12 protein-coding genes are annotated in these 12,892 nt (G+C 59.8%); 8 read left to right on the forward strand and 4 right to left on the reverse strand.

What is annotated here, in order from left to right; all coding sequences use genetic code 11:
* The first annotated feature begins 19 nt into the window (after window positions 1–19).
* From mtrA to EU811_RS11575, 3 genes are read left to right on the forward strand one after another with little or no spacing between them, the layout of a single operon-like run.
* Window positions 20–694, forward strand: coding sequence for an MtrAB system response regulator MtrA (gene mtrA / locus EU811_RS11565; RefSeq protein ID WP_090818324.1), 675 nt, complete (start codon window positions 20–22; stop codon window positions 692–694).
* Window positions 666–2,654, forward strand: a complete 1,989-nt coding sequence (mtrB, locus tag EU811_RS11570; RefSeq protein ID WP_142938552.1) for an MtrAB system histidine kinase MtrB — start codon at window positions 666–668, stop codon at window positions 2,652–2,654. The genes mtrA and mtrB overlap by 29 nt, the downstream gene beginning before the upstream one ends.
* Window positions 2,651–4,369 carry an LpqB family beta-propeller domain-containing protein gene (locus tag EU811_RS11575; RefSeq protein ID WP_142938553.1) on the forward strand — a complete coding sequence of 573 codons (1,719 nt, stop codon included), beginning with the start codon at window positions 2,651–2,653 and terminating at the stop codon, window positions 4,367–4,369. Before mtrB ends, EU811_RS11575 begins: the two co-directional genes overlap by 4 nt.
* A 366-nt stretch (window positions 4,370–4,735) precedes the next feature.
* Here the strand turns inward: EU811_RS11575 and EU811_RS24185 are convergent, their stop codons facing one another.
* Window positions 4,736–5,026 carry a hypothetical protein gene (locus tag EU811_RS24185; RefSeq protein ID WP_223940544.1) on the reverse strand — a complete coding sequence of 97 codons (291 nt, stop codon included), beginning with the start codon at window positions 5,024–5,026 and terminating at the stop codon, window positions 4,736–4,738.
* A 186-nt stretch (window positions 5,027–5,212) separates the two neighbouring features.
* Between EU811_RS24185 and EU811_RS24190 the strand changes: the two genes are divergently transcribed.
* The 4 genes from EU811_RS24190 (at window position 5,213) to secA (ending at window position 10,435) form a co-directional block, all read left to right on the forward strand.
* A complete protein-coding gene (locus tag EU811_RS24190) occupies window positions 5,213–5,461 on the forward strand; it encodes a phosphoribosyltransferase (protein WP_223940543.1) in 249 nt (82 codons plus the stop codon).
* A 142-nt stretch (window positions 5,462–5,603) separates the two neighbouring features.
* On the forward strand, window positions 5,604–6,332 hold the full coding sequence (gene hpf, locus EU811_RS11585) for a ribosome hibernation-promoting factor, HPF/YfiA family (RefSeq protein ID WP_142938555.1): 729 nt from the start codon (window positions 5,604–5,606) through the stop codon (window positions 6,330–6,332).
* A 29-nt stretch (window positions 6,333–6,361) separates the two neighbouring features.
* Window positions 6,362–7,651 carry a winged helix-turn-helix domain-containing protein gene (locus tag EU811_RS11590; RefSeq protein ID WP_142938556.1) on the forward strand — a complete coding sequence of 430 codons (1,290 nt, stop codon included), beginning with the start codon at window positions 6,362–6,364 and terminating at the stop codon, window positions 7,649–7,651.
* Between the two features lie 42 nt (window positions 7,652–7,693).
* Entirely contained in the window at window positions 7,694–10,435 is a 2,742-nt protein-coding gene (gene secA / locus EU811_RS11595; protein ID WP_142938557.1) for a preprotein translocase subunit SecA, read from the forward strand.
* Between the two features lie 96 nt (window positions 10,436–10,531).
* Here the strand turns inward: secA and EU811_RS11600 are convergent, their stop codons facing one another.
* Together EU811_RS11600 and EU811_RS11605 are read right to left on the reverse strand one after the other, a co-directional pair.
* On the reverse strand, window positions 10,532–10,954 hold the full coding sequence (locus tag EU811_RS11600; protein ID WP_223940541.1) for an Rv3235 family protein: 423 nt from the start codon (window positions 10,952–10,954) through the stop codon (window positions 10,532–10,534).
* A 158-nt stretch (window positions 10,955–11,112) separates the two neighbouring features.
* Window positions 11,113–11,886: a LysM peptidoglycan-binding domain-containing protein gene (locus EU811_RS11605; protein ID WP_142938559.1), complete on the reverse strand. Its 774-nt coding sequence runs from the start codon at window positions 11,884–11,886 to the stop codon at window positions 11,113–11,115.
* 149 nt (window positions 11,887–12,035) lie between these two features.
* Here EU811_RS11605 and EU811_RS11610 point away from each other — a divergent pair, with 149 nt between their 5' ends.
* A complete protein-coding gene (locus EU811_RS11610; protein ID WP_142938560.1) occupies window positions 12,036–12,623 on the forward strand; it encodes a hypothetical protein in 588 nt (195 codons plus the stop codon).
* Here EU811_RS11610 and EU811_RS11615 read toward each other — a convergent pair.
* On the reverse strand, window positions 12,620–12,841 hold the full coding sequence (locus EU811_RS11615; RefSeq protein WP_142938660.1) for a helix-turn-helix domain-containing protein: 222 nt from the start codon (window positions 12,839–12,841) through the stop codon (window positions 12,620–12,622). The two genes, EU811_RS11610 and EU811_RS11615, sit on opposite strands and share 4 nt — an antisense overlap.
* Window positions 12,842–12,892: the final 51 nt, after the last annotated feature.

Genomic DNA, 12,892 nt, shown 5'->3' on the forward strand with positions numbered 1-12,892 from the left:
GATAAGGGAATATATAACTATGAAGGCACGCATTCTGGTAGTTGACGACGACGAAGCACTCGCAGAGATGATTGGCATCGTCCTGCGCAATGATGGCTTCGAGCCGGTGTTCTGCGCAGACGGCGGCCAGGCCTTGGAGATCTTCCGCTCCTCGAAGCCGGACCTGGTGCTCCTGGACCTGATGCTCCCGGGCTCGGACGGGATCGAGGTATGCCGCCAAATCCGCGGCGAGTCGGACGTTCCCATCGTCATGCTCACCGCAAAATCTGATACTTCGGATGTGGTTCGTGGCCTTGAATCCGGCGCCGATGACTACGTGCCCAAGCCCTTCAAGCCCGCTGAGCTTGTAGCGCGGGTTCGTGCGCGGTTGCGGCCCGGGGACCAGAAGGCCCCCGAAACCCTGCGCATTGCCGATGTCACTATTGACGTTGCAGGTCACTTGGTGACCCGGGGCGGAGAGCGGATCTCGCTGACTCCCCTTGAATTTGATCTCCTGGTTGCGTTGGCCCGCAAGCCGTGGCAGGTGTTTACACGTGAACTTCTGCTTGAGCAGGTGTGGGGATACCGCCACGCCGCCGACACGCGGCTGGTCAATGTCCACGTCCAACGGCTGCGCTCCAAGATTGAACGTGATCCCGAAGCGCCCGAGGTCGTTTTGACGGTGCGTGGTGTCGGATATAAAGCAGGTTCCTGAGTCGCCGGTCGGAAAGACCGGCGCGGAGGGCGAGAACCCGGGGGCCAAGGATCCCGGCGCGGCCGGAGTCGAGCATGTGACCCCGGCACAGTCAGAGTCCCCGGAAACTTCCCCTGAGCCAGTGGGCGCCACCCACGAGCGGCCCGCCAGGAACACCAAGAGTCTTTCCTGGCTCCTGTCCCGGGCACGGATCTGGACACGCCGCGGCCTGATTCTCGTCCTTCGGATTACGCGCCTTGTGTCTCTTGGCATGAGGCAAATCAGGCCAGGACTGCGCTTCGTCTGGCGTTCACTGTTGCGGCGTTGGCGCCGGTCCTTGGAGTTCCGCACGGTCCTCACCACATTGCTTCTGGCAGTGACGTCATTCGCCATTGTGGGCGCATACCTGTCCAACCAAATCGCCAACAACCTGTTCCAGGAACGGCTGGCCCAGGCGGAATCCGAGTCACGGTTCAACGTCAAACAAGTACAGGACACGTTCGACGGCGCGCAGGTCACCGACCAGTCAAGCGTGATCACCCTGGTCTATGACACGTTGACTGCCGTGGAAGGCCGCGGCTCGGTTATACAGCGTAGATACGTTTTTGAAGCCGCCCCGGAACAAACAAAACCCCGTAACCGGTGGGTCGAGTCACGTGCTTCGGACCAACTAACGGTCCGCGTCATTCCCCCCGAGCTGCGCAAGGCCGTGCAAAGCGGTGGCAAGCAGCAATTTTGGGCCTCCACACAGTTCCCGGTGGGAAACGAGGACAGACCCGGTATTGCCGTGGGGAACCTTGTCACATTCAACGGAACAGCCTACGAGCTATATCTGATCTACGACCTCAACACAGCCCAACAGACACTGGACGAGATCCAGAACGTCCTGTGGGCGGGTGGTGCGGCACTTGTCCTCATGATTGGTGCCATCGCCTGGTACGTGACCCGTAACGTCGTCAGTCCGGTAAGCCATGCTGCCGTGGTGTCGGAAAAGCTTGCTGCCGGCCAGTTGCAGGAACGCATGGTGGTCAAGGGGGAAGACGAGGTCGCGAGATTGGGCGCGTCCTTCAATCACATGGCCGCAAGCCTCCAGGAACAGATCACCCAATTGGCCACCCTGTCGCAGATGCAACAGCGCTTTGTGTCCGATGTATCCCATGAACTGCGTACCCCACTGACCACCGTGCGCATGGCGGCCGAGGTTCTGTTCGATGCCCGCGAAGATTTTGATCCCATGAACAAGAGGTCGGCAGAGTTGCTCTACCACCAGGTTGAGCGCTTTCAGTCCTTGCTGTCGGATCTGCTGGAGATTTCGCGGTTTGACGCTGGAGCCGCCGTCCTTGATGCAGAACCGCAGGACATCTTCCAAGTGATCTCGCACGTCATGGAGGGTGCGGCACCGGTTGCTGCGGAGTACGGCTCCGAAGTGCGACTGAACGCCCGCCAGAAGAGCATCATCGTGGAGATGGATTCGCGCAGGATCGACCGGATTCTCCGTAACTTGTTGCTCAACGCCCTGGAACACGGCGAGGGAAAGCCAATCCACATCTCCGTTGCGGCCAACCATGATGCTGTAGCGGTGTCAGTAAGGGACCACGGTATTGGGATGACCCAGGCTGAGGCTGCCAGGGTTTTCGACCGGTTCTGGCGGGCAGATCCTGCACGGGCCCGGACCACCGGTGGAAGCGGACTGGGCCTCTCCATCGCTGCCGAGGACACCAAGCTCCATAACGGCTGGCTCCAGGCATGGGGGCGAAAGGGCGCCGGTTCCAACTTCCGGTTGACACTTCCGTTGCGGCAAGGCGGCACCATTGTGAAGTCTCCCCTTCAGTTGGAGCCTGCGGACATTAAATTTCCCGGGTCGCCAAGCGAACGGCAGATGCTTGTACTGGCCCCGGAATCCGGCAACACTCCGGCGCAACCCCAAGCCGCCGGGGGAGATCCCGGTCCCGGCGAGGGCAGAACAGGGGAGATCTCATGAGTGCGGGAAGGTCACAACGCGGCAGGGCAGTGGTCGCATTGTTTGCCGTGCTGATGATTCTGCTGGCTTCCTGCGCCCAAATTCCCCGCTCCGGGCCTGTTGGCAAGAGTAAGGACGAGGGCGCCGGCAATCCCAACGCCCCGGTCTTCTTCCCTGCCGCTCCGCGTGCAGGTTCCAGCCCGGAAACCGTGATCGAGGATTTCTACATGGCAGGTAGCGGTTATGAGGATGACTACCCCGTGGCACGCCAGTTCCTGACGCAGGCGCAGTCGGTGACGTGGAAACCGGACAAACGCGCCTTGGTGTTTCGCGAGCAACGGGTAGTCAAGGCAGCGGGGGAGAACGAATACCTTTACGAGCTCGACGTTGCCTATTCAGTGGATGCTGACGGCGTTGCAACGCAGTTCCCTCCCGGAACCAAGGAAACCATCCCCTTGACGCTCGAGAAGGTGGAGGGCGAATGGCGTATTTCCAAGGTGCCCGATGGCACCGCCATCCCCGAAGAGACGTTCAAAGTGATTTACGGGGCCAACCCCATCTACTTCTATGACCCGACGTTTACCTACGCGGTGCCGGACTATCGATGGTTCATCAAGAAGAACACCGTGAAGTCCATGACCAGCGCGTTGCTTGCCGGGCCGGCCCCTTACCTGCGAGGGGCAGTGGTCAGCGCCTTCCCCTCGGGGATGAAGCTCGCACGGGAATCTGTGCCGGTTGTTTCCGGCGCAGCTCAGGTGGACCTCTCAGCCAAGGAACTCTTTGACGCCTCCGCCGAGGACCGGCAGAGGATGCAAAATCAGTTGGCACTGACGTTCCGTAGTCAGCCCGATGTCATTAACGTTCAGCTCCGTGCCGACCAGGACCTGGTGCGTGTTGAAGACAACGGGACAGTTCTGCCCCCGGTGCTGGACAAGAGTGTTCCTGCCCGCCAGATCGCAGTGAACAATGGCGATCTGGTGCGCTACGAGAACAACAGGGTCACTCCGCTGCCGGACATACAGTCGGTTGCCGGGCTTGGTCCCCACTCGCCCGCTGAGTCGCCGGTCTCCCAGACCGCTGCTTTCCTCAACGGCGACAAAACGACGCTTTACTCCATCGAACCAGGGCAGGCAGCGCGACAGCTAACCACCAGAAGCACTCTTACCGGACCCTCCTTCAGTCCGAACGATTGGGTCTGGACAGCGGGGCCCGGTGCAACCGGTGCCGCCGAAGTTGTGGCTTACAAACCCACAGGGATAGCTCCAGGTGCCGCGATTCCCAGTGTCACCATGACGCCGGCCTGGCTCACGGGACGAACAGTCAAGGATTTCAGGGTTTCTCGCGAGGGAACCAGGGCCTTGGTCATTTCCGAGGCAAACGGTAAATCCGCCGTGCAGATCACGGGCATCGTCCGCAACCCGGACGGTGTTCCCAAGGACCTCACGCTTCCCATCACACTGCTCAGTAGTAGTGCTGCCGATCAAGGCGCCTGGGTCAACGGGTCCACGGTGGCGGTGATGTCCGGCTCGGCTACTTCAACAGTGGTTCCGGAACTCCTGTCGCTGGCATCCGGTGAACCGCAGCAGTTGGCCCCTTGGGATGGATTGACCAGCCTCAGCGTCGGAAACGGCGCCGAGCAAATTTACGGACAGTCGGCTGCAGGGATCTTCCAACGCGTCGGAAATGGCTGGGAGCTCCAGCTCAAGGGACCTACCGAACCAGCCTTCCCGGGGTGAGCGCCCGGCGCCTGTTTCCCTCCTTTATCCACATAGCTCCCCTCGTGCCCTCCTCAAGGCGAACATCACGTTCAAACTGCCAGAATGACGTTCTCCTCCCTTGGTCCATGGTTCCGTAACCGGCTCCGCCGCCGTATCGATCCCGACCTCGGTTTTCCTGAACCTGCCGGGGCGCGGCGTCGTGGCCCTTTTCGAGGAAGAACGGGCCGGATCATCGCCGCCCTGCATGGCACTGTGGTTGACCTGCTGGCAGTGCTCATTCCTGTGGACTGCGTCTGCTGTGAGATGGAAGATGCGGTGCTTTGCAGCAGTTGCGCAAGAAGAATCCGTCAGCTGTGCCGGCACCCATTTCGGGCCGAACTTGAGTCACCCGCTTTGATTGACATCAATGGAACAGCGAAGATCGGGGTGGTGGCGGCGGGGCCGTATCGGGATGAGCTCGCCCGGTGCCTCCTCTCGTTCAAGAGCCACGGCCAATGGCGCCTTGCCTCTGTTCTGGCTCCCTGCTTGGGCAAAGCCGTGGATGCTGCCATCGGCGGCCGCTCCGGCTACTGCCTTGTGCCCGTTCCCAGTAGCGGTAAGGCGTTCCGGAGGCGAGGATTCAGCCCGGTACACCTTCTGCTCTTTTTCCTCCGAATCCGCCGAATGCTGCTCCATTGCCCCATTCTTGACGTGCTGGAGAAGTCGGGGGAGTGGAGGGTATTTGTGGCGGGCCCCGACTCTGTCCGGCAGAGAGCGGCCCGGCTTGGTGACGAAGTTCTGGGACGTGCTTCCGTTCGATATGGAGGCGGAGGTCAAAAGGGGCTTGGAAGAGGTGAGCGCGCCCGCCGGGTCCGAGGATCCATGAGAGTACGGCGGGGACAAGCGGACAAGCTCAAAGGCCGCAAATGCATACTTGTTGACGATGTCCTGACCACTGGTGCCACACTCGCTGAGGCGGCAAGGGCGGTCACGGCTGCCGGTGGCTTGGTATCAGGCGCAGTTGTACTCGCAGCCACGAGGCCACCAGCCTACGCTTCCGCAGCGGCCATGGACCACCCCGGTTCGGTCCTTAAGACTCAATCAAAAAATAAGTGGCTAAAGGATGAATAACCGGTGGCGATGAACTAACGTCGGTTGTGGGTACCAAGAAAAGATGTACCTGTCGATAGCGGCTCGGAAAGGGGCTCGACTGTCCGTCAGACAAGCCCCCAACAGCGCCGTTGTCGTGTCACCTGAGTTATTGGAGGGCACCATGGAGTTCATGATCAGCGGACGAAATCTGACAGTTTCTGACCGCTTTCGCGAATATGCCGGCGAAAAAATCTCAAAGATTGAATCGCTGGGGGATAAGGTCCAGCGGGTTGACGCAAAGGTTTCCAAGGAAACCAACCCCAGGCAGACGCCTGGCGAGCTCACCGTAGAAGTCACCGTCCTGGGCCGGGGCCCCGTTATCCGTGCCGAGGCCACAGCCGCCGACAAGTTCGCTGCCTTCGACCTGGCGTACAACAAGCTGCTTGAGCGGCTTCGTCGTGCGAAGGACCGTAAGAAGGTGCACCACGGCCGCCACACACCCAAGGCTGTGCGCGAAGCCACGGCCACACTTGAACCAGCCAGTACGAGTGAGCCGCTTTACGTCGAGGCAAGCAATCATCATGAGTCCGCACCGGCGGTAGATGAGCGGTCTCCTTACGACATCGAGAACGACATTCCGGCAGGCGACTCACCTGTCCTGATCCGCCGGAAAGTATTTCCCGCAGCATCGCTGACCCTCGATGATGCTGTGGACAACATGGAGCTTGTTGGACACAACTTCTACTTGTTCCTGGACAAGGAAACGAACGCGCCGTCGGTTGTGTATCGGCGCAGTGGCTGGACCTATGGCGTGATCACCCTCGACTCCAACTGCGAGCCCGGCGAGGAAGCCGTGGAAGAGAAGATCCACGCCTACCGCTCCGATGATCAGGCCGCCACAGCCAAGTAAAGCCTCATCTTAGGTACGAAGGGACTTCAATGACCGTTTCGCTGAGCCTTTCACAGGCACGGCGGATCGCATTGGCAGCTCAAGGATTAGCGAAGGTCCGGCCCACCGGCCCCGTGACTTCACGGGCGGTGGGCCGGACCTTTGCCCGGATCCAGCTAGTCCAAATCGATTCAGTCAACGTTGTGGCGCGAAGCCACTACCTTCCATTCTTTTCCCGGCTTGGCAACTACGATCCCCTCATCCTCCAATCGATGGCCAGCCGCAAGCCACGCAAAATGATGGAGTACTGGGCGCACGAGGCGAGCTTTATCCGGCCGGAGCATTTCCAGGACCTGCTCGTATGGCAAAAGCGGGCGTGGGTGGGCGCACACCGTCTTGATCCGGCCGTACGGCAGGACATGGAAGACCGCATTCTGATTGCGCTCACTTCAGGGCCTCCCATGACTGCATCCGAGTTGACTGCAGAACTCGGTCACGACGAGGACCCGGACCGTGATAACTGGGGCTGGAACTGGAATATCGTCAAACGGGTGCTGGAGCACCTCTTCGAGGAAGGCCGGATTTCCGCCGCTTCCAGGACAGCGCAGTTCGAGCGAAAATACACCCTCACTTCCCGGGTTGTTCCAGACGCCCAACCGCCCGAAGGCGATGCTGAAGCGTCCCTTGACCGGCTCATGGATGCAGCCGCGCGAGCCCACGGAATTGGCACGGTAAGGTGCTTCTCCGACTACTTTCGGACGCCCTTGAAGGCGGGCACGGGTTCGGTGCAACGCCTGGTCCGCGCGGGCCGTCTTGAACGCGTTAGTGTTCGGGGATGGGACAGGGAAACCTTCCAACACGTCGATGCCACCTTGCCGCGAAAAGCAGCAGGCAGGGCCCTCCTGAGCCCATTCGATTCCCTGGTCTTCGAAAGACGGAGGCTGGAGGAGTTATTCGGATTCCATTACAGGATTGAGATCTACACCCCTGCCGCCAAGAGACGTTTCGGCTATTACGTCTTGCCGTTCCTGCTCAGGGAAGCCATCGTTGCCAGAGTGGACTTGAAAGCCGATCGGATATCCCGTCAGCTTCTGGTGCGCTCCGCCTTTGGTGAGATGGACGCGCCAGCGGATACCGCCGTCGAACTTGCCGCGGAACTCAGGCTCATGGCAACGTGGCTCGGCCTCCAGGAGGTGGTCGTCTGGCCAGCGGGGGACCTCGCCGGAGCGTTGTCCGAAGCCCTGGCGAACGATGGTCCTGCCCCGGGAGAATACGTCCAGCCGGGCAGTCCGCTCAGAGGTGAACCCGGCAACGTGGCGCTGGTCTCTCCCGTAGACTGAAACAGCCAGAATTCGGCAGCATGAGACTGGGAGCAATTTCACGTGGCATCACTAATCGAAAAACTTCTCCGCACGGGTGACAAAAAGACACTCAAGACACTGCGGAACTATGCCGATTCCATCAATGCCCTGGAAGACACTTTCAAGTCCTTCACGGACGCTGAAATCCGCGAGGAAACGGACCGGCTAAGGTCGCGCCACCAGGACGGCGAAACCTTGGAAGCACTCCTCCCGGAAGCCTTTGCCGCTGTCCGTGAGGCCTCCTCCAGAACGCTGGGAATGAGGCACTTCGATGTCCAGCTCATGGGTGGCGCAGCCCTGCACCTGGGCAATATCGCGGAAATGAAAACAGGTGAAGGCAAGACCCTCGTTGCCACAGCTCCCGCATACCTCAATGCGCTGTCCGGCAAGGGTGTCCACGTTGTCACGGTGAACGACTACCTCGCCGAATACCAGTCCGAACTCATGGGCAGGGTCTACCGTTTCCTTGGCCTTACCAGTGGCTGCATCCTGTCCAACCAGGACCCCACGGTACGCCGCGAGCAGTACAACGCTGACATCACCTACGGAACCAACAACGAATTCGGCTTCGATTACCTGCGCGACAACATGGCCTGGGATGCCAGCGAACTGGTCCAGCGCGGGCACAACTTTGCGATCGTGGACGAGGTGGACTCCATTCTGATTGACGAAGCACGTACACCGTTGATCATTTCGGGTCCTGCGCAAGGCGACACCAACCGGTGGTACAGCGAATTTGCCAAAGTTGTCCTCCGCTTGCAGCCTGACGTCGACTACGAGGTGGACGAGAAGAAGCGAACCGTGGGCGTGCTGGAAGCCGGGATTGAGAAGGTAGAGGACTACCTCGGCATCCAGAACCTCTACGAATCTGCCAACACGCCGTTGATCGGCTTCCTCAACAATGCGATCAAGGCAAAGGAACTGTTCAAGCGGGACAAGGACTACGTCATCCTCGACGGCGAGGTGCTGATCGTTGACGAGCATACCGGCCGTATCCTGGCCGGTCGTCGCTACAACGAAGGCATGCATCAGGCCATCGAGGCCAAGGAAAACGTAGAGATCAAGGCAGAGAACCAGACGCTCGCTACGGTGACTCTGCAGAACTACTTCCGCATGTACTCCAAGCTCGCTGGCATGACCGGTACGGCTGAGACCGAAGCCGCAGAATTCATGAGCACCTACAAGCTCGGCGTCGTTCCCATCCCCACAAACCGCGACATGCAGCGCATCGACCAACCGGACCTCGTCTACAAGAACGAGGTAGTTAAGTTTGATGCTGTCGTTCAGGACATCGCTGAACGGCATGAAAACGGCCAGCCTGTACTGGTGGGTACCACCAGCGTTGAAAAGAGTGAGTACCTCTCGAAGCTCTTGGCCAAAGAAGGCATCCGGCATGAGGTGTTGAACGCCAAGAACCACGCGAGGGAAGCGTCCATCGTTGCCCAGGCCGGACGAAAAGGCGCAGTTACGGTAGCAACCAACATGGCGGGCCGAGGCACTGACATCATGCTCGGCGGCAACGCCGAGTTCACTGCCATCGCCGAACTCGCCAAACGTGGGTTGGATCCCGAGGAAAACTCGGAAGAGTACGAGGCCGCATGGCCCGAGGCCCTGGCTGCAGCCAAGCAGGCCGTCAAGGACGAGCACGAAGAAGTTCTGGACCTCGGCGGACTGTACGTGCTTGGCACCGAGCGCCACGAATCCCGCCGGATCGACAACCAGTTGCGCGGACGTTCCGGACGTCAGGGTGACCCTGGCGAATCCCGTTTCTACCTCTCCCTCACGGACGACCTCATGCGGTTGTTCAACTCAGGTGCGGCCGAACGGCTGATGAACAGCTCCGTTCCCGACGACGTAGCGCTGGAGTCTAAGCTCGTATCCCGCGCCATCGCGTCGGCGCAAGGCCAAGTAGAGGGTCGCAACGCCGAGCAGCGCAAGAACGTCCTCAAGTACGATGACGTCCTCAACCGCCAGCGTGAAGCGATCTACGGCGACCGTCGTCGCATCCTCGAAGGCGATGACCTGCACGAAAAAGTGCAGTTCTTCTTGGAAGACACCATCAACTCACTCATTGATGCCGCTACGGCCGAGGGGTCAGGTGACGACTGGGACTACAACCAGCTGTGGGCAAACCTGAAGACCCTGTACCCGGCGACGGTTACCGCCGAGGAAATCATTGACGAAGCCGGCGGTAAGTCCAGGGTCACGGCAGAATTCCTGAGGGAGGAAATCCTCTCTGACGCCCGGCTTGTCTACCAGGCGCGGGAAGAATCCATCGGCGCCGAGAGCATGCGTGAGCTTGAGCGGCGGGTTGTGCTTTCGGTCCTTGGGCGTAAATGGCAGGAACACCTCTACGAGATGGATTACCTCAAAGAGGGAATCGGACTTCGTGCCATGGCCCAGCGTGATCCCCTGGTGGAATACCAGCGCGAAGGGTTTGTCATGTTCCAGAGCATGATGGAAGCCATTCGTGAGGAAAGTATCGGATTCCTCTACAACCTGGAAGTCGAAGTAACACCAGCCGAAGACGTAGTGGTGGCAGACGATTCGGCTTCCGGTGCACACACAGAGCACCACGATCCTCAGATCCGTGCGGCGGGCCTTCAGGCGCCGGAGAAGCCCGCGCAGCTGCAGTACACCGCGCCCGGAGAAGACGGAGCGACCCAGACGCGCATTGAGGGTAGGGCATCGGGCCGGTCCGGAAATCCTGCTAAAGCAGCAAGTCAGGATCAGCGGAAACAGGCAAAGAAGAAGCGTCGCTAAGCGGTTTCCGTAACGCGGTCACAGCAAAGGGTGAAGCCCGGACGGAACGTCCAGGCTTCACCTTTTTGCTTACTCTCAAAGCACGATCGGTTGGGCCTACCCTATTTCCAGGGCGGTAACCTGCCAAACACCGTCCAGCCGCTCCAGCCTCATGGCGACGGCACGGCAACGCTGCTCCTCAGCGACGACGATGCTTGCTTCACAGATTGATTCGGAAATGGAACAGACCCGAACCGAACGCACCATGGGACTACGGTGCGGTTGGGCAGTACCTCGGCTCCTGGCTGAGTGTTTTCGGGTCAATGCTGCCCGATGCTGGAGCGACAGATAACACTCGGCGTCCAGCGAGCGTGAGAGCTGCTGGACGGGACGGGTTCCCGCCAGTACTTCCAAGGTTGCCTGCGCGATGCTTCGGGCAACAAGCCGGACGTCGATGTCCGAGCCGCTTTGGCCGGATGCTGGTGCCGTATGTTGCGTGCTCCGAGGGCCTGCTGGCCGGGTTTTCGTTGCAAGGGTCATGGTCATACCTCTGGCATTCACTACATGAGTTGCAGCGTGGGGACGCTTTACTCATTGGCTTCTGCTGGGATGACACTACGGATTGGCTTTGAGATGTGAAGGTTGTCCCTGAGCGGACGGTCCTTATGGAGGAAGCGGGCACTGAAGTCCCGGCCTTACTAGCTTGGTGCCGGGGGCTGAAGAACCTGCCCCGGGAGTAGCACGGTGGGGTCCCCTCCGATGACTGCCCTGTTGGCGGCATACCACTTGGGCCACGTCAACGCGACGTCCACGTCGGTTGCAAAGGGTCCGAGCCGGGAGGCCGCAATCGACCATAGCGAGTCGCCATCCTCAACAACAACGGCGGCTTCTCCTGCTGGGGTGGTTGAACGTGTGGACTGGCGGCTTAGCAACCCCGGGTCAACCACGGGGGGCCGGGGTTGCCAGCGCGGGTCATGAGGCCGGGATGCTGAAGCATGGGCATCGTCTACAGATCGCGGGATGGAACTCGCGCGGTCCAAGGAAGCCGGAGTCCACGCCGCTTTTCCCGGCGCCCTATGAGGAGAGGCGCTTTGCCAGCCAGGTTCCGGTGGTGCGGCATCTGCTTGGGCTATTCCCGCGCTCATGAGATTCAGGCTCATGACGGCCACCGCGAGCCGCAACATAAAGGCGGGGCTGAACCGTGAAAGGAGATGGGCGCTCTTCTTGTGCCCAACCCGATGCAACAACGATGCCAGGAAAGCGATGAAGAACGTCAGTGCCCACCAGATGACAACAGAAAGTCCCACTGCGTTGGCTGAGAAGCCGAGAAGATGTTCGAAGGTAAGGGTCTGACCATGCCGCTCCGCTGCCTGCCACTGCGTAAGCAGCACATTTCCCGTAAGTACCAAGGACAGTCCCAGCCCAAGAACAAACGCTGCCAGGGCAGAGTCACTACGCAATACTTTTGCCACTAAAAGCCCCCATGCTCCCTTTGATGCAATTTGATGCGGTTTGATCTATTTGACTCATTCTGAACATGTTTGCAGTGCCTTGTCCAGTTGCAACCCTGATGTACCTCTCCGATTCGTCGCACATCCTTCATGCAGCCTAGTCTGACCACATGAGATGGGACTCTCTCTTTAGCGATCTGGAAGCACAATTCTCGGCGGGGCGCGCCTTGGAAGCCGAACTCGAGATCACAGAGCGGGCAAGGGTTGAGCTGGCGGGCATCGAATTGGCTGACCGTCTGCGTGGGGCCTTCGGAGCGGACATCAAGGTCGTTCTGATTGACGGCAGGGTCATACGAGGACGGTTGAGCCACGTGGGCGGCGAATGGCTGGTCTTGACGGAGCGAGCGCGGGAGTGGTTACTGCCCTATCCCTCCGTTGTGACATACGAAGGACTCGGGAGGGTAGCGCTGAAACCTGCGTCCCGGATACAGCAGTCGCTGGGCATCGCCTCAGCACTGAGGGCACTGGCACGCGATCGTGCCGAGCTGGTGGTTCATCTGAAAGTAGCGGCACGTGATGGATATGAGCTGCAAGGAGTAATAGACAGGGTCGGCCGGGACTACCTTGACCTTGCGGTGGTTCAGAACGGTGAATCGCGCCGGCCCGGCAGGGTGGCTGCGGTAATGACCATTCCCTTCAGTTCGTTGGCAGCGCTTTGCTCGGCGGGTAACCAGGACTTCAGGAGCGGCGGGGACTAAGACCGGTTGGTTTTGGCCTTGGCCTCTTCGATCATGCGGCCAGCTTCTGCATAGCGGTCTTCGATATATTGCTCCAACATCTTCTCTTCGATACGCCACTGTCCTCGGCCACCCACTTGAATTGCCTTCAGCTCGCCACTCCTAACCAGCGCGTAGGCCTGTGGCGAGTTGATTTGTAGTTGTTCTGCGACGTCCGCAAGAGTCAGGAATCGGGGCATGGCTTCATTTTGCCACCGTTGCTGATGTTTGGTGTAGTTATCCACAGTTTC

This window comes from Arthrobacter sp. TS-15, assembly GCF_006964045.1.
Lineage (GTDB): Bacteria > Actinomycetota > Actinomycetes > Actinomycetales > Micrococcaceae > Arthrobacter.

Bases quoted from the DNA above. Each gene is read 5' to 3' on its own strand.
- mtrA (WP_090818324.1), top strand. From the start codon at position 20: ATGAAGGCACGCATTCTGGTAGTTGACGACGACGAAGCACTCGCAGAG.
- EU811_RS11575 (WP_142938553.1), top strand. From the start codon at position 2,651: ATGAGTGCGGGAAGGTCACAACGCGGCAGGGCAGTGGTCGCATTGTTT.
- EU811_RS24185 (WP_223940544.1), bottom strand. From the start codon at position 5,026: ATGGAGCAGCATTCGGCGGATTCGGAGGAAAAAGAGCAGAAGGTGTAC.
- EU811_RS24190 (WP_223940543.1), top strand. From the start codon at position 5,213: ATGAGAGTACGGCGGGGACAAGCGGACAAGCTCAAAGGCCGCAAATGC.
- hpf (WP_142938555.1), top strand. From the start codon at position 5,604: ATGGAGTTCATGATCAGCGGACGAAATCTGACAGTTTCTGACCGCTTT.
- EU811_RS11590 (WP_142938556.1), top strand. From the start codon at position 6,362: ATGACCGTTTCGCTGAGCCTTTCACAGGCACGGCGGATCGCATTGGCA.
- EU811_RS11600 (WP_223940541.1), bottom strand. From the start codon at position 10,954: ATGACCCTTGCAACGAAAACCCGGCCAGCAGGCCCTCGGAGCACGCAA.
- EU811_RS11610 (WP_142938560.1), top strand. From the start codon at position 12,036: ATGAGATGGGACTCTCTCTTTAGCGATCTGGAAGCACAATTCTCGGCG.
- EU811_RS11615 (WP_142938660.1), bottom strand. From the start codon at position 12,841: ATGCCCCGATTCCTGACTCTTGCGGACGTCGCAGAACAACTACAAATC.